At 41.0% G+C, this 17,038-nt stretch carries 12 protein-coding genes and 7 pseudogenes; 10 read left to right on the forward strand and 9 right to left on the reverse strand.

All coding sequences use genetic code 11. From position 1 onward, the window contains the following. The 3 genes and pseudogenes from KTE19_RS09855 to KTE19_RS09865 all read right to left on the reverse strand — a co-directional run. A pseudogene (locus KTE19_RS09855) lies at positions 1-593 on the reverse strand (ISL3-like element IS1165 family transposase); the annotation flags it as partial. 287 nt (positions 594-880) lie between these two features. Then, entirely contained in the window at positions 881-1,096 is a 216-nt protein-coding gene (locus KTE19_RS09860) for a hypothetical protein (protein WP_003649837.1), read from the reverse strand. A 6-nt stretch (positions 1,097-1,102) separates the two neighbouring features. Further along, complete coding sequence (locus KTE19_RS09865) at positions 1,103-1,888, reverse strand: ParA family protein (protein ID WP_005728422.1); 786 nt, start codon at positions 1,886-1,888, stop codon at positions 1,103-1,105. 576 nt (positions 1,889-2,464) lie between these two features. Between KTE19_RS09865 and KTE19_RS09870 the strand changes: the two genes are divergently transcribed. The 3 genes and pseudogenes from KTE19_RS09870 (at position 2,465) to KTE19_RS09880 (ending at position 4,772) form a co-directional block, all read left to right on the forward strand. Next, on the forward strand, positions 2,465-3,553 hold the full coding sequence (locus tag KTE19_RS09870) for a replication initiator protein A (RefSeq protein ID WP_217342196.1): 1,089 nt from the start codon (positions 2,465-2,467) through the stop codon (positions 3,551-3,553). Positions 3,554-3,703: 150 nt separating this feature from the next. Then, positions 3,704-3,901 carry a hypothetical protein gene (locus KTE19_RS09875; RefSeq protein ID WP_054762704.1) on the forward strand — a complete coding sequence of 66 codons (198 nt, stop codon included), beginning with the start codon at positions 3,704-3,706 and terminating at the stop codon, positions 3,899-3,901. A gap of 50 nt (positions 3,902-3,951) precedes the next feature. After that, a pseudogene (locus KTE19_RS09880) lies at positions 3,952-4,772 on the forward strand (Fic family protein). On the opposite strand, the gene KTE19_RS09885 reads toward KTE19_RS09880, so the two are convergent. Then, positions 4,762-5,040 carry a hypothetical protein gene (locus tag KTE19_RS09885; protein WP_217342197.1) on the reverse strand — a complete coding sequence of 93 codons (279 nt, stop codon included), beginning with the start codon at positions 5,038-5,040 and terminating at the stop codon, positions 4,762-4,764. The pseudogene KTE19_RS09880 and the gene KTE19_RS09885 sit on opposite strands and share 11 nt — an antisense overlap. A gap of 19 nt (positions 5,041-5,059) precedes the next feature. After that, the gene (locus KTE19_RS09890) at positions 5,060-5,269 is read right to left on the reverse strand and encodes a hypothetical protein (protein WP_087511054.1); all 210 of its coding nucleotides are present in this window, start codon (positions 5,267-5,269) and stop codon (positions 5,060-5,062) included. A gap of 269 nt (positions 5,270-5,538) precedes the next feature. Here KTE19_RS09890 and mobQ point away from each other — a divergent pair, with 269 nt between their 5' ends. Next, positions 5,539-7,548: a MobQ family relaxase gene (gene mobQ / locus KTE19_RS09895; RefSeq protein ID WP_217342198.1), complete on the forward strand. Its 2,010-nt coding sequence runs from the start codon at positions 5,539-5,541 to the stop codon at positions 7,546-7,548. 63 nt (positions 7,549-7,611) lie between these two features. Then, positions 7,612-7,836: pseudogene (locus tag KTE19_RS14255) on the forward strand (LtrC-like protein); the annotation flags it as partial. 155 nt (positions 7,837-7,991) lie between these two features. Here KTE19_RS14255 and KTE19_RS14260 read toward each other — a convergent pair. Beyond that, entirely contained in the window at positions 7,992-8,081 is a 90-nt protein-coding gene (locus KTE19_RS14260) for a putative holin-like toxin (RefSeq protein ID WP_107504371.1), read from the reverse strand. Between the two features lie 466 nt (positions 8,082-8,547). On the opposite strand from KTE19_RS14260, the gene KTE19_RS09910 reads away from it, so the two are divergent. Continuing rightward, positions 8,548-9,957: an FAD-dependent oxidoreductase gene (locus tag KTE19_RS09910; protein ID WP_084989322.1), complete on the forward strand. Its 1,410-nt coding sequence runs from the start codon at positions 8,548-8,550 to the stop codon at positions 9,955-9,957. Between the two features lie 14 nt (positions 9,958-9,971). Next, on the forward strand, positions 9,972-10,133 hold the full coding sequence (locus KTE19_RS14355) for an IS66 family transposase (RefSeq protein WP_217342199.1): 162 nt from the start codon (positions 9,972-9,974) through the stop codon (positions 10,131-10,133). Between the two features lie 303 nt (positions 10,134-10,436). Here KTE19_RS14355 and KTE19_RS09920 read toward each other — a convergent pair. Next, positions 10,437-10,928: pseudogene (locus tag KTE19_RS09920) on the reverse strand (Cna B-type domain-containing protein); the annotation flags it as partial. A gap of 160 nt (positions 10,929-11,088) precedes the next feature. Here KTE19_RS09920 and KTE19_RS09925 point away from each other — a divergent pair. After that, positions 11,089-11,631: pseudogene (locus KTE19_RS09925) on the forward strand (family 1 glycosylhydrolase); the annotation flags it as partial. Continuing rightward, a pseudogene (locus KTE19_RS09930) lies at positions 11,624-13,468 on the forward strand (alpha-galactosidase); the annotation flags it as partial. The pseudogenes KTE19_RS09925 and KTE19_RS09930, both read left to right, overlap by 8 nt. 99 nt (positions 13,469-13,567) lie before the next feature. Here the strand turns inward: KTE19_RS09930 and KTE19_RS09935 are convergent. Further along, on the reverse strand, positions 13,568-14,527 hold the full coding sequence (locus KTE19_RS09935; RefSeq protein WP_217342201.1) for a beta-galactosidase small subunit: 960 nt from the start codon (positions 14,525-14,527) through the stop codon (positions 13,568-13,570). Beyond that, positions 14,511-16,391: a glycoside hydrolase family 2 TIM barrel-domain containing protein gene (locus KTE19_RS09940; RefSeq protein ID WP_004559687.1), complete on the reverse strand. Its 1,881-nt coding sequence runs from the start codon at positions 16,389-16,391 to the stop codon at positions 14,511-14,513. The genes KTE19_RS09935 and KTE19_RS09940 overlap by 17 nt, the downstream gene beginning before the upstream one ends. Before the next feature lie 285 nt (positions 16,392-16,676). Here KTE19_RS09940 and KTE19_RS09945 point away from each other — a divergent pair. Continuing rightward, positions 16,677-16,964, forward strand: a pseudogene (locus tag KTE19_RS09945) (galactokinase family protein); the annotation flags it as partial. Positions 16,965-17,038: the final 74 nt, after the last annotated feature.

The following is a 17,038-nucleotide window of genomic DNA, read 5'->3' on the forward strand; positions in this document are numbered from 1 at the left end:
ATGGTTCTATTAAGGCGGTCGCTAAGTACTTTAACTGATTTGTGAGTGTCGGCGTCAATGCAAATAAACGACATGGAGCCGCGCGTGGAACGGAATTCATCAAAGCATAGATTAATCGGTAACCGGCGGCTCGCGTGTGGATGAATATTAGCCGTCAAAATACGCTGAACTGAGTTTGTCGAAATACCGGTGAGACTGGCGATAGTCTTAGCCGGGAGTGATTTACTGGCTAGCTTCAGCACATGAGTCGCTAGTCCGTGACCGATGGCGTGGTTGGTTGATACCACTGGAGTGGTGGCCGTACAAGTGCTATGGCAGTTACTACAACGCCAGCGTTGCTTGTTTAGCTCTAGAATTACGGGCCGGTCCATGGGTCCTGCAATGTGGACATGAGTGAGCTTGTGTCCGTTAGGGTGCAACGTATTGTATCCACAGCTGGGACAGCGCCTGAGTGTGTAGGTAAGCTCTGCCTGGATGACCAAATACTTTTTGCGACCCGAGTCCCGACCATGAAATTCCTCACGAGTACCGAACACCTGAATATTTGTGTCTGTAATTCCCAGTAATTTAAGTGTATTATCTAGTTGAGACATCTATTCCTACCCCGCTTATCTTGAGTTTCGTCGCTTAAAGCATAGCACTAGGGAGGCTTAGATACCTTTTTTTGTTATCCAAAAGGGCCTAGTACTTTTGGAATGGAAATACTTTCCAACACCAAAAATTCTAGACCCATAAATTTGCGATCTACCACGTATGTTTAAATCAAATTTATTTTAAATATACCTTGTACAGTGAAGTTTATTGATTGTGTGATTTATGATAAAAGATTAATCTTTTATCATAAATCACACAATCAGTAATACCTAAGTTAAGCTCAATCTTATTTACGTTTGGCAAGGCCTTCACGAATAATTTTTTCTAAGACATCAACAATTTTTTCGTCATTCTCAAAAGCGATGCGTTTAACTTCTTTATATGTGCTCATGCGAAGTTGAACGGTTTTAGTTCTTTCTGTTTCGAATTGGTATGGACTTTTTAGATTTTTAAGTTGTTCAGATGCCTTTTTACTAACTTTGTTTAAAAAATCTTCTGCCATGATAAATTACTCCTCTAACTGTTGAATTCTAAGTAGTTGTTCATTAAGAACCATTTGGTACATTTGGATTGCTCTTTTATCCCAATGGTCTTTATTCCGTATTCCTTCATTAGCAAACGTTTTAACCCGTTCTTGAGTTCTAATTGAGTTTGAAAAGACCCCTTCGCCAAAAAAGTCTTTTGCTTGTGCAGAAATTTCAGTATCAACTTTTGCACGTGGCTTCATTAAGTACAATATGACACCAACTAACTGAAAACTTCCATTGTATTGTTCACGTAGTTCACCTAAATGCGTAGCTGTTTTTAAAGAACTTGTATATGACTGCTTTTGAGTTTGTAAGACAATTGAGATGAAATCTGAAGCCATGATTGCGTTATTAGTAAAGACATTTATTGTTGGTGGTACGTCAATAAAAATATAATCGTAATTTTGTTTTAACTTTGAAAGCATTTGTGGTAATAGAATATTACGTTTAACCCGACTAACTTTTTCTACAGCACCAATCCATAAAGACAATGTCCAATCTGTAGGAATCATATCAATTTGGTTTGTAACAGACACAATAGATTTAGACAAATTTCCTCCAAGAAGGCCTTCATATAATGAAAGTTCCGGCTTTAAATCGGCTTTATAAGTCTCCTTCATAATTTCAGTTGCATTTCCCTGGGGATCGAAATCTATCAGTAGTACTTTTTTCCCCTCTTGACCCAATAAATAGGTTTCCATTACAGTCAAGGTGGTCTTACCAACGCCACCTTTAAAGTTGAAGTTTAATAGTGTTTTCCCATTCATAGTAGCACCTACCTTTACATAAAGATTTTACCATGATTTATGATTAATCACAAATTTTATATGATTTATGATTAATCATAAATCATATCCATAAAACTATTTACTTAACCTTTGCAGAATGATATGCTTTGTTCATAAACAAAGAATCCCAATCCACTCGGGATTGGGATTCTTGCAGTATTGACAAGTAGCTATCTTGCAGCTACCTAGTCCAAGCAATTTTCACCGCCAAGTTAAAATTGCTTGAACAAATTGTAATCTTGTTTACGTGCTAATTATACCGCAAGCAAACCTTAAGGGGCAAGCAAAGGTAAAATAATTAAAACGAAGATAAGACCAATGGACTAAGTAGCTTCTAATAACTACTTAGTCCATTTTTAGTTCTTAAAAATTAAAAAAGTTGCCGAATTGCAACTCACAAACAAACACATGCTGGTGAATTTACAAAGTCCTCACTGCCAATGATGCTTTATAATTCAGTCAGAGCATATCAAATTTGTATTTTAGAACAAGTCTGATGTTTTAGCAACTCTCTTTGAAGACAGCATGTACAAGTCAATGAAGGGGAGTTTTATTATGGATCAAACAAATTTTAATTTTATTGAATCAAAAAAAGCTTATGAAACCCGTTTTTTTCAATTCCCACAAGTTTTACTATACGGAGAAAAATACAAAAAGCTAAGTGATAGTGCTAAGTTAGGATATATGATTTTACGTGATCGTCTAGATTACTCATTAAGAAACAACTGGATTGATGAGAAGAATCGAGTCTATTTCATTTTCACAAATCAAGAGCTTCATAATTTATTTGGCTGGGGCAATGCGAAAATTGTTAAAGTAAAAAAAGAATTAGAAAGGGCAAAGTTACTCTATCAAGTTAACTTAGGATTTGATCCGAAGAAAAAGAAGAATCTACCAAATCATCTTTATCTAGCTGACCTCGAAGTTACAACTAAAGACATTTACAAAAAAAAGATTACTAATGAAGAGCCGAAATCCCTTGATACAAGCGGAAGTTTCAAAATGGAACCCCGACAAAAAGAGCCGAAATCCCTTGATACAAGCGGAAGTTTCAAAATGGAACCCCGACAAAAAGAGCCGAAATCCCTTGATACAAGCGGAAGTTTCAAAATGAAACACAATCTAAACAATACTAGAGGTTTAGATACTAATAGATACAATATAGATACTCAAAAGTTAAACTTTTCCACAGCCAACTTTTCACCAGCAGAAATCAACAAGCAAAACCGCGATCTAGTCTCGCATGCTAACGACTTTTTAACTGATCCGGATAGTGGCTTGGAAGTCTTCTTAGAACCCGAAGCTGTTCAACTACTAAGTTTTTGGTGCCGCACCCCGCAACAAATGCACCGTTTTATCGGCATTATTCTGAATGCCAAATATGCCGTCGAAAAAGAACACCGGGACTTAGGGGTCTGGATCGCTTTGGATGATCCCGAACTAAAGCCCTTAATGACCAAGACGTTAAGACGTTACTTCAATGCCCTGAGAAGCAACGAGAACCATATCAAGAACGTGGAGAACTACTTATACGGTACTATGCAGAACCTGTTTGGCATTTGGTGGAATAAACAAGCGGCTAGAGAATATGCGGCCAAACACCCCGAAGAACAGAACACTGACAATGAGCGTTCTTGGAATTAAACGTCATATTAGCTCATTTAAGCCGTTTTAAGTGTTGCAGTGCATAATTATATTAAAACTGTTTTAAAATCGCTTAGAAGCAAAAATAGGCGCCTTAAGTGGCCGAATTGACAATAGCTGAGCTAGAAAAACGGGATAGGAGCTTTTTAAATGACCAAACCCAGCAAAGAAATCGAAACAATTGATCAATTGTTGGCTGACCCCTGGGCAGTCAATATTCAAGACATTTGGGAACAAGCGGCATATAATCCAGATCCTGATAAACGCAAGCTGTTTGACGCGTTACACACTTACCTCTTAGATAAACGCCAAGAGCAAATTATCAACGAAAAGCATTTTGTGATTTAACATGGACAGGTCAAATAATCAGTGACTGAAATAGAAAGGAGGCACAAAATATGGCTAAAACTCGAACATATATGGACAAGTATAAATTCACAGCTGCAGAAAACCAACGGTTTGCCCGAGCAAACTTTACCAAGTTAGTGCATACTAATGCTCGTTTTGAAGGCGTTAATACCACTTTGCCACAAACAAAACTATTATGGACGGTATGAGCGTAGCAGGAGTACCTGTTGAAGATGTTTTGACGATTGTTAATTTAAAGCGTGGGTGGCAATATATCACTGCTCAAAATTCCCCTTTAACGTTAACCATGGAAAAACAAATCAACAAGATTGTGGCAGCGGAAGACGCCTTAGTACCGGGAGAATTATGGCAAGGGAAAGGAGGAGTTGATTTAGGTAGTGAAGACTTTTTTGAACCACCTTTAATTAACGAAAAACAAGAACAATCCTTTTTACAAAAAATCTTGGCTGATCCACGAACAACGATTACTGATAAATCATTGACTGTCATGTATCATAATATGCGCCAACAAATCTTTTGGGACGGGAACAAAAGGACGGCGACTTTAAGTGCTAATAAAATTATGATTGACGGTGGTGCAGGCTTAATCAATGTGCCGTTAGATAAGTGGGATCAATGGAACGAACTAATTGCCAATTATTATCGAACTAATGACATGGCTAAAATTAAACGGTGGACATATGATAATGGCATTCAAGGATTACAAATTAGAGCAAACTTAGCGCTTAAATCAGTTAAAGACAAAACTAGTAAAAGAATTCAAAAACAGTTAAAAGATTTTGCGGATCAGAACCCAGAAATCAAGCCCAAAAATGATCCAGAAAATAAAAACGATCGGCCTAGTTATTAGGCTGATCGTCTTTAAATTTATTCGGTTTATGGGCATTAACGTAATTGGCAAATATTTTTAAAAGTTCTTCGGTTTGTTCGACCGAGAGATTATCAGCTTGAAAGTATTTTTCGAGCAAAGCACCTTTTTGAATTAGTCGGCGAGAACGGGCTTTGCGGGCTTGCCGATTTTCGTAGTATTTAGATTGCCGTAATTTAAAATCTTTCCGCTCAATTTTTTGTTTTAAACGCGCTTGCTGCTCAACTAATTTTTCATATTGATTAGGCATAGTCATTACCACCTAACTATTATTGGTTATTTTGAGATTGATTTAAAAAGGCGGCAACTTTTTTAGCAATCATTTTAATTTGCGGAGTGGTAAGTGTCCCATAATCCAAATTGGCTGATCTAATGATTTGCTTACCGAGGTTTTGTTCAATCTTATTTTTTTCAGCTTTAATCTTTTGATTAAGCTGTTTTAATTTAGCTTCTTGTTTTTCTAAGTTACTTTGAGACATAACGATCCCTCCAATCGTTTTAAAAATAATCACCGACACTATATCATACAGAGAACGTTAAGTCAAAGGATAAAAGTTGAAATAGCGAAGCGGAAGTCATACACTAAAAGTAAATTCAGGAGAATCAGCAGGCCGAGTGAAACGAGGTAAATGCGCACTTACACATAGAATGAATTCTATGTTGTACTAACCCCAAAATCCTGTATTAGAAGTCGCCGATGGCGACAACAAAGTCAAACCCATAGAATCAAAGCAAAGAGGTGACTAACATGGCAATTTTTCATATGAGTTTTAGTAATATTAGTGCTGGAAAAGGACGAAGTGCGATTGCCAGTTCGGCTTATCGAAGTGGTGAAAAATTATTTGATGATAAAGAAGGTCGCCGATATTTCTATGCCCGATCGGTAATTCCAGAAAGCTTTATTTTAACCCCTAAAAATGCACCAGAATGGGCCAGTGATCGAGAAAAATTATGGAATGAAGTTGAAAAGAACGATCGTAAATCAAACTCACGGTATGCGAAAGAATTTAACGTGGCTTTACCGGTAGAATTAAGTGAATCCGAACAGAAAGAATTACTGACACAATATGTGCAAGAAAATTTTGTCGATCAAGGTATGGTAGCTGACGTAGCAATTCATCGCGATCACCCAGACAATCCGCATGCACATGTGATGTTAACCAATCGCCCATTTAACCCCGATGGTAGTTGGGGATTAAAAGCAAAGACGCAGTACATTAAAGATGAAAATGGCAAGCAACTTTTAACCAAAAGCGGGTTTCCAAAACAAAGAAAAATTTGGTTGGTTGATTGGGATAAAAAGGAAAAAATTAATGAGTGGCGGCATAATTGGGCAACAAGTGTTAATCAGTCTTTAGCACAAAAAAATATTCCGGATCGGATTAGTGAAAAATCGTTTGTCGATCAAGGGATTCAAGAGACACCTACCCAACACGAAGGCATTAACAGCCAAAGAAAAAATCGAAAAGCATTTAATCAACAAGTTAGCGCACAAAGAAGCGCCCAAGCTAAATATCATAATCTTGACGAAAAGATTAGAAATCATGAACACTTTGACGCTTTAACTGACGAGCTATCCTTCTCTGAAAAACACACAATTAGTCATCTAAGTCAACAATTGAAAACCTATGTCGATTTAGAACATTTAGACGATAAACAGCGCATGCTATTTAATTGGAAGAACAGCTTATTAATCAAACACGCGGTTGGTGAAGATGTAACTAAACAACTGCTGACTATTGACCAGCAAACGACATCACTATCACAAGCTAACCAGTTGCTAAATAAAGTGGTGGAACGAGCAACGAAAAAGCTTTATCCGGAACTTGATTTTGAACAGACAACCGCCGCTGAACGACAGGAACTGATTAAAGAAACTAATAGCGAACAAACAATTTTCAAAGGTAGCGAATTAGCAGAACGGTTAGCGGATATTCGAAACGACTTACTGACCCAGCAATTATTGACGTTTACCAAGCGGCCGTATACCAGCTGGCAGTTAGTTAATCAGCAGGTCCAAACAATTGAGAAGCAATTAACCACGGTACTAGCCAAACATGGCCACCAGTTAGACGATTTGAAGCATACTGATCGGGGCATGCTAGCCGCTTATCAACCTAACGAACTCGAATTCATTTCTAAAGCGGTGAAAAATTTACGGGTCATGCGGGAAGTTAAAGCCGTAGTGCAAACTCAATACAACAGCATTCTAACGACTGCTTTTCCGGACAGTGACCTGGATAAGCTAGAGACGATTGATAAGGAGCAAATCTATACCGCTGTGGTTTACTATGACCCAGAATTAAAGCCATTAAGCGCCGATGATCTTAGTCAATTACAACAGCAGCCACCGGTAGTCTTTACTAGTCAGCAACACCAAGCCGGTTTAAATTACCTGTTAGGTAAAATGGAATTAAAAGATATTCAGGAGCATCGACTGCAACGGGTCTTAAAACATGATGGCACCCGGCAACTGTTTATCGGCGAATGTGGCCAAGATCCTAAGTTGGATCACAAACAAATTGAAATGGTGCAAGCCCGTTTGAAACAACAGACAACACGGTTTGATCAATATAAGCAAGACCAAATTAAGGACTATCAGGCCATTAATTACCACCCGACTAGCCCCCAAAATTACCTGATGAATATTTTGGACGAAGCCTTAGTGACCATTTTATATGCGAAAAATACAGACTATCTAAGAAAGCAGCAACTACGTGGCTTAAAAGAGACCGAGTGGGCAATGACGAAAAAGTAGCGGCAACACCAAACCCGTAATCGGCATGAAGATGGGGGTATGCACTTGTAATTTAAATGTAAAATAAAAAAGCTATCAGCCCGAGCGCTTAATCAGTCATATCAAAGCTTGCAACAACAAGTTCAGCAAGCAAGGAACCCACAACAAAAATCAGAACTAAAAAATAAACTAAATGATATACACCATGAAATCAGTAATCGAACACAAAAACAGCTGCAAGCATTTACTGAAGAAAATTCATCAATCAAACAACCCAAATCCGAATTTGATCAAAGTTTAAAGCGTTAGCCAGTTTTTAAAGGTCATGCTATAATATAAACAGAAAAAGGAAGTCCCGCCGAAAACAGGACTTCCCGTGCAAGCCGCTTCAAAGGCGGTGGCAAGTTGTTCAAACGATAATTTTGTCGTCCTGCAACCTACCAAAGTTGAGCAGGGCGGCTTTTTTATTTGTTCCTTTTGTCGATATAGCTGAGTAGCGCGATTAAAAACGTGCCAAACAGCAACATCAACGAGAGTGTCTGGAAGACGCTCATTGACTGTGAAACCTTCCTGAAGATTATTCCATGTTCCCATGGGCCTCACCTCACAAGGGAAAAGACAGCCACCGCCCTTAAAACTTCTTGCTCAATCCATTATACAGGGAAATTAAAAATCAACCAAGAGCAATAAAACCGCTCTTGACAGCAAAGGAAAGCTACAACACTAGCAAGGTCAGCAAGCAAGGCTAATAATACTGCTGCAATGGGAAATAACAAGCGTCCAGTAGGGCGGTCCAAGAGCGGGCGCAAACCCTACCAGACAGTACGATTATAAAAGTAAAGAAGGTCATAAAATCAGCTACTAGAGGGAAAACTGTGGTAAAAGACAAATAAGATGGTGAAATGATGACTATAAAGTCAAGTCAGATAAATAGGTAGATGAGCATATAAATTGCTTTTGACGCTTTACTTACTTATAATAAGTGCAATAACAAATGACTAGTAAAAGGCGGGTAAAACAATGGATAAATTTAAAAATATTATTATTGGATTTGGTAAGGCGGGTAAGACATTAGCTAAGTACTTGGCGCAGCATGATGAGACCGTGCTTCTGATCGAACGGTCAAAACAAATGTATGGAGGGACTTGCATCAATGTTGGCTGCCTACCATCTAAAAATTTAATTTTAAATGGTCAACGTGGCTTAGACTTTACTACGGCAGTTAATAAGCGTGGTGAGATGACTAGACAGTTGCGAGACAAAAACTATCACATGGTGGCTGATGAGCCACTAGCAACAATTTGGGATGGGTCAGCACGTTTTATCGACAATTATGTTTTGGCAGTCGTAATGAGTGATGGAACAACTAAGAAGGTGAGAGGTGAACGCATCTTCATTAATACTGGAGCGGTTCCAAATTGGCCATCAATCCCAGGGTTAGAATTCGGTCAGCGGATTTTTACGTCTAAAGAAGCTATGGAATTGGAGAAACAACCGAAACGACTAGCAATTATTGGTGGCGGTTATATTGGCCTTGAATTTGCTGGAATGTTTAATTCCTTTGGTACGCATGTAACGATTTTCGACCAACATACCAGATTGTTAGAGCGCGAAGATCCTGATATTGCGACCGAGGTCGTAGCAGATCTGACTGACGCAGGGATCGAGATTAAACCGGAGACTCAACTAACTCAAGTAAAAGATAATGGTGAGAAGGTTACATTATATTATCAACAAGGTGATCAAAGTAACACTGCGGAATTTGATGCGGTATTAGTTGCAGTCGGTCGGCGGCCTAATATAAGTAGTTTAGGACTAGAAAATACTGATATTGCTTTAACCAATCGCGGTGCTATTCAGGTCGATGATCATTTAAGAACTACAGTACAAAACATTTGGGCTTTAGGTGACGTTAATGGCGGTCCTATGTTCACTTATGTCTCATTGGATGATTTTCGTATTATTGTAGATCAATTGTTTGATAAGGGGGATCGCTCAACGGCCGATCGAATGGTGATACCGACTGCTTCGTTCCTAAATCCACCACTGGCTAACGTCGGCTTAAATGAACGTCAAGCTAAGAGTGCAGGTTATGATTTACAAACCTTCAAGCTATCAGTCAAGGCGATTCCAAAGGCCCGTGTCTTGGAGGATCAACGCGGGCTTTATAAGGTAATCGTTGATCAAAAAACACACCTTATTTTAGGGGCAACATTGTATGCCGCTGAGGCTCATGAAACCATCAATCTAATTGCATTGGCAATGAAGGCCAAATTACCTTACGAAAGATTACGCGACATGATCTATACTCATCCAACAATGTCTGAAGCCTTGAATGATCTTTTTAAGACCCCGGTTGTGAAAAGCCAACGCCCTAGAAACACAAAGCCGACTAGTGAATCGAGGAAACAATCAAGAAATCACCGTTAAAATTATTACGCAATGTGATTAACAATGCCCTTAATCTAAAGGACCGGGTTTACCAGATCTTTGAGCATTGTGATCTACCTTTACACAATAACCACGATGAGCAACAGATCCACTCTACCAAGCTGGTGCGAAAGAATAAGTCTGTTCACAAAACCAACGGCAGGCGCAAAGGCTAATACGATCTGGTTTGGTATTGTACAAATGGAAAAATTAAATAAACTGGACGTCTTTAAGTATTTTTAACCATTACTAACGGTTTACACGCAACGTAACACGCCAGATATTGAGGCTTATTTACCGGGGGCTCCAGAAATTCAGGCCACGTGTCGTGTTTAATAGAGAAACCAAAGCGGGCGACTAACGCAGAAAACTGCGTTGGTCGCCCGCTATTTTTGTTTGAACCCAGGGATCTGAGATACCATCAATGGTTAAGATTCAACCCGGTTCGTTGTGGAGTGCTTACGATCATTCAATCATGATCAAATAGTAAATCTACTTATAACTACTAAACCTAAGCTTAGCAATAACGTCACTAGTCCAATTAACATCATACCCATTGATGATCCATCACCTGTTTGAGGTAATCTACTTGTTTTATCGTACATTTTACCTTGAGTGAAATCCTTTGGTGTTACCTTATTCCCATTATTAGAAACTTGAGGTTCCTTAGGCGTTGTCGGGTTATTAGGAACCTGGGGCTTCTTAGGCGTTGTCGGATTATGGGTATTAGTAATATTGTAACCATCAACAGTACTGGTGTACCCCGCAACTGCATCTTCCGTAACTGTGTAGGTAATCTTCTGACCATTAGCATAAGCAGCTAAGTTGTCGAAACTGTACTGCCAGTTATCACTGGCACTAACTTTCTTGCTTGCAACTTGTTGACCATTGGCCAATAAGTTTACCGTGATTGAACTTGGACGGATTCCATCTTGATTGTTGTTATCCCTCCAAGTCTTCGTCCCTGAAACTGAGGTTTTCTCAATCTTATCGATAATTTTAATAACGGCCCCTTTTGAATCAAAATTTGTAGAAGTTACGATTACCGTATCTGCTAATTGATATCCCTTAGGTGCACTGACCTCTTTCAATTGGTAACTATCACGTAACAACCCATAGATAGTGCAAGGTGGTCGTGGCTTATCGATTGCGGATGCGTTACCAGGTGGCAAAGACCGATTTAAAATCGTTAGTCAATCAGATTTTGACTGGACGATCGATACAGATAAGTACACCTATCCAAACCATGAAGGTATTGATTTCTATCATCATTACAAAGAAGATATTGCACTGTTTGCCGAAATGGGTTTCAAGTGTTACCGTTTCTCAATTGCATGGTCACGAATTTTTCCAAATGGTGATGAAACGCAACCTAACGAAGCCGGATTAAGGTTTTATGATGATGTGATTGACGAATGCTTGGCCAATAATATTGAACCAGTGATTACAATCTCACATTATGAATTGCCATTGAACTTGGCCAAACGGTATAGTGGCTGGAAGAACCGGTATTTGATTGAATTCTACGAAACTTTCGCGCGGACCATCTTAACGCGTTATGCTTCAAAGGTTAAGTACTGGATGACCTTCAACGAAATCAACAGTGCGGCACATTTTCCGGTGATGGGCCAAGGATTAGTGCCATCGACGGGTGCTAATGTTAAAAAGAAGCTTGCCACAAACTTATGTCGAAGATGAGGATGAAGCCCAAACTTTGATTGTGACGTTGCGAGATGCCACATTAGTCGTGACACTCGAATTAGCCTACACGATTTATCGGGATCGGCCAGTTATCACGCGTAGCGCCCGGTTGATTAATCACAGTGAGCAAGCTGTCGACTTAGAAAAAGTGGCTTCGATGCAGATGGACCTGCCAACCCAACCATTAGATGCCATTTCGTTACCTGGAAGCTATGCGCGTTAGCGCCAGCTTAGTCGTGAACGGCTCCATCGAGGTGTAACTCAGTTTGAAAGTCGCCGGGGTGCTAGTTCTCATCATATGAATCCTTTTGTGGCGCTAGCTGATCCGAATACTAATGAATTTCAAGGCAATGTCCTTGGTGCATTGCTAATTTATTCAGGTAACCACCAGGTTAGTTTAGAACGGGACCCAATTGGTCAGACACGCTTGACTATGGGAATCAATGAATATAACTTCGACTGGCGATTGGCGGCCGGTGATAGTTTCCAAACGCCAGAGGTTGCAATGGTATACTCGACGACGGGGCTTAATGGTATGTCGCAAACCTACCATGATTTATTGCGTGATCGCGTGGCGCGCAGTCGTTACAAGCACGATCTCCGGCCGATCTTGATCAACAATTGGGAAGCTACTTACTTTGACTTTGATGCGGACAAGATTCAATCAATCTTGGATGCTGCAGCACCATTGGGTATCGAAATGTTTGTGCTGGATGACGGTTGGTTCGGTCATCGAAATGATGATAATAGTTCGCTAGGTGACTGGTTTGTTAATCGGAACAAGTTACCAGAGGGCTTAGCGGATATTAGTAAACGGACCCATGATAAAGGGATGCGGTTCGGACTTTGGTTCGAGCCAGAAAATATTTCAGCCGATTCCGAACTTTATCGGGCACATCCTGACTGGGTGTTAGGCGTACCAGATCGTGGCCGAACGTTATCGCGGAACGAATACGTGCTTGATTTCAGCCAACCGGATGTTGTCGACAATATTTTTGAACAAATGACCGCAGTTCTTGATAAGGTGCCCATTGATTATATCAAGTGGGATATGAACCGCAATTTAACGGAAGTCTATTCGCCACATAGCGATTCAGCTCATGAAGGTGAGACTAGCCACCGCTTTATCTTAGATGTATATGACTTGATGGAGCGTTTAACGAAACACTATCCACAGATTTTATTTGAAGGCTGCTCTGGCGGTGGTGGCCGCTTCGATGCTGGTTTAATGTATTATATGTCACAGAGTTGGCCATCTGATAATAATGACCCGATTGAACGGCTCAAAATTCAATATGGGACTTCACTCGTTTATCCAATTTCTGCAATTACCGCCCATGTTGGGACGAGCCCGGATGAATTGTTAGGACGGTCGACGTTGATGAAGATGCGTGGTGCTGTGGCAATGAGTGGTACCTTGGGCTATGAACTGGACGCGGCCCAACTAAGTGATGCGGACAAGCAGGCCGTTATAAGACAGGTTGCCTTCTATAAGCAGCACCGTGAGTTAGTTCAATACGGGACCTTTTATCGATTAGAGAGCCCGTTTGAATCTAATACGGTCGCGTGGATGTTTGTTAGTCCGGATCAGAAAGAAGCTTTGCTGTTCACCTTCGTTATTTTAGGTGCAGTTCAACCAGAACCGCATATTACGAAGTTAGCGGGATTAGACCCTCAGCAGACCTACGTTGAGACCGACACAAACAAAATGTACGATGGCGATGAATTGATGCAACTAGGACTCTACACGACTCCCGTTCAAACTAGTGACTTTACGGCGCAGGTACATTACTTCAAGGCTAAGGACTAAGCTCAGCCATTAAACATATTAAAACTTAATCATCGTTAATCTAAAAGAACGCTCTGGCAAATAACCTGTCGGAGCGTTCTTTTGAAATCAAATTAATTTTTAGAAATGAATGTTAAAGCTGAAGTCAATGTCTTGATCAGCGGGGATATGATATGGGGCTTCTACGTCCGTTCCCCAACTATCAATGCCACCGACCCCACGAACGGCACCGTAGATTGATAAGACCGTTCGCCGTGCTAATGGTAATTCTTCCATGTGTGTTGCGTTTTCTAGTTCAGCAGCGGTATAGGGAAGGCAGCTGAAGGCGAATGTTGCATCGGCTTGGCTAAATGTCAAACTGAATGGTGTGTTGTCGTGGTCAGCGTTATTTTGTGTTGTTGATCGCGTTACTGTCACTTGTTCAGTTTGCATGTGCATGCCGCATTCTTGTGGGACCAAGTATGGTGTGACTGGCAGACTGTCAACGTGGAATTGCCCGTGTGTTGCGCCAGCCAGCCGGTCAGGATAAGTCTCACCGGACAAACCGGTATAGTCGAAGCCGGTCGCGGTAGTTGGCATGATAAACCGCAGACCAAATGCGGGTAGCTCTGGCAAATCAGACTGACCGCTATAATGGGTGGCGATATTGATCTGACCGTCTGCTATCACCGTATAAGTCACTGTGACGATGGTACTAGGAACGGTCGTGGTAACGAAGTGGTAAGCCAGAGAGACTTTCGTGGCGATTTCGTGATCCGTGTATTTGTTATTGAGTGGCGCGATTGGTAACGGTGTGACTGGTTGGTCGTCAACCGTCAATTCGATATCTTGACAAGTTGAGAACTTATTGGCCGCGTACCACTGTGCGGATTTGACTGAAAAGCCGCTACCGTGATCATTATCGGTTGTCGCCCGCCAAAAGATGGGCGTGGGTGTACGATAGAGCCACTCTTTATCGTTGACGACGAGTGATTCAAGTCCGCCACGTTCGTAGCTAAAGAGGTAGTGGAAATTAGCCCCCTGTAGTCCTAAACTCCCGTCGCCGTAAATAACGTGTAGTTGATTATTTGTGTAAGCCATAATAATATTTCACCTCTTGCATTGCTGGTTTTGGTGTCCGGTCGGCAAACATTAAGCCGTCACCGGAGAATTCATAATCGGAGTGGCGGTCGTCGAAATCACCGCCATACCGGAGCACGTCTTGGTCGGTGATTGGGTCATGAACGAAGAGTGCTTGATCAATAAAGTCCCAAATAAAGCCACCTTGATACATTGGATACTTGTCGATCAAATCATTATATGATTGCATACCGCCCAGAGAATTCCCCATGTCATGCATATATTCACAATCTAGGAAAGGTTTGGTTGGGTTATCTTCCAAGTAAGCTACGATATTTTGGGGCTTTTCGTACATCCGACTTTCAACATCAGAAATGCGATCTTTTAATTCTGGTGTGTAGACAACGCCTTCGTAGTGGACGAGTCGTGAATCATCGTGTTCTTTATAAAAAGCCTGCATCGCCGCGATATCTTCGCCAGCATACGATTCATTGCCAAGTGACCAAAAAATGATCGATGGGTGGTTTTTAAACCATTCGTAGTTTGAACGGGCCCGGTCGATCACCGCTGCTAACCAGTGTGGATTATCGCCAGGAACATTGTAAGAAGGCTCGATAGCCCCCATCTTTTGCCATGACCCGTGCGATTCGAGGTTGTTTTCGGCCATTAGGTAGATACCGGCCTCGTCACATAATTGATACCAAGGTAATTGATCAGGATAATGGCAGGTCCGATCGGCATTAATATTGTTAGCTAACATGGTTTGGATATCAGCGCGCATATCAGCCATACTGATAACGCGACCGGTGTGGGCGTTCCATTCGTGCCGGTTAACCCCGTTGATCACCAACCGTTTATTGTTGACGTAAATGACTTTGTCATCGCGCAGCTCGACCGTCCGGAACCCAAACTGATATGGGACGACTTCCAAGAGTTGGTGATCAGCATCGTAAACTTCAATTGTCAATTGATAGAGATACGGCGTTTGTGGTGACCACAAGTGCAGTTGGTCGAATAACATGGTATCAAAGGTTACACTGCCACTACCGGTTTGCGTTTGACTCGTCAGTACTCGCCCGTCATGGTCTTTAACGGTCAGCGCTAAAGTGGCTGGTTCGCCGGTTACTTTAGTAGTGATGTTGAGCTCACCACTTTTGAGATTGGCATTTGGAACTGGTCGGATGTCCAAATCAGTAATATGGCTAGCAGGCTCCGCCAGTATATTGACGTCACGGAAAATACCAGAGAAACGGAACATATCTTGGTCTTCAATAAAGGCAGCAGTACTGCGTTTGTAGACCCGAACCGCTAAAACGTTACCTTGGTCCTGAATATACGGCGTCAAATCAAATTCTGAAGGGGTGAAACTATCTTCAGCGTAGCCAATAAAATGGCCATTTAACCAGACGTACAGGGCTTCTTCTACCCCTTGGAACTGAATGATAATACGTTGCCCTTTAAAAGCGTCGTCGAGATCGAAGGTTTTGAGGTACGAGCCGACGGTGTTGTCCGCAGCGTCGCTGAATAGGCCTGGTGTTAATTGATCTTGATTGAGGGTATACGGTGGGCGACGGTAAATTTTACCTTCCCATGGGTATAGCGTGTTAATGTATTGAATTTGACCATAGCCGGCTAGTTCAATGTGACCGGGAACTTGAATCGTATCAAAGTCAGTTGCATCGAAATCGGGTTGATAAAAATCAACTGGGCGTTCAGCCGGTGTCTTGGCGAAGTTAAAACGCCAAGCGCCATTGAGACTCTTGATGAAGCGACTACCCGTTTTGAATTCTGCTGTGTCGTGATAATAATGGTGATCACTATGTGCAGGTAATTGGTTGACCCGGAAGACTTCTGGGTCATCTAACCATTGAAGATTAGCTTGCATGAGGAAACTCCTTTCAAAGTTACATAAATAAAAAACGCTTACAATTATCATAAAACAAAATATTAAATTTTTATATGTCATTTTAGTTAAATTTTAACTAAATGACAACGACTACTGACAACGACAACGGGCGATAAGAAGAATTTGAATCGATAACGTGATAAATTTGTAAAGCGTTACCAAATCTTGTTCTAAAGGTCTTGTGGGGTGTTGACAACAATCAAAAAAAGCATTATAGTCAAACCTGATAAAATTTTAGTAAAACTATTTACGGAGGAATTTTTCATGAATACTAGCGACTTAAAACAGGAGTTTACCAAAGCCTTTGATACCAAGCCAGAACGGGTCTTTTTCTCACCTGGTTGAATCAACTTGATCGGTGAACATACTGATTATAACGGGGGCCATGTTTTCCCATGTGCGATTACAATCGGGACATATGGTGTTTATGCACCCCGGACAGATACGACAGTGCGGATGTACTCAGCTAATATTCCAGATGCTGGGATCGTCACGTTTGATGTCAACGACCTTTCATATGACAAAGCCGCTGGTTGGACAAATTATCCTAAGAAGCTGTCCAAGATCTATGATTTTTGATATACTTCTATGTAAAAAGCGAGTTTAAGCTATGAAAAATTATCCCA

Origin of the sequence: Lentilactobacillus dabitei (assembly GCF_019061365.1) — a bacterium.
Lineage (GTDB): Bacteria > Bacillota > Bacilli > Lactobacillales > Lactobacillaceae > Lentilactobacillus > Lentilactobacillus dabitei.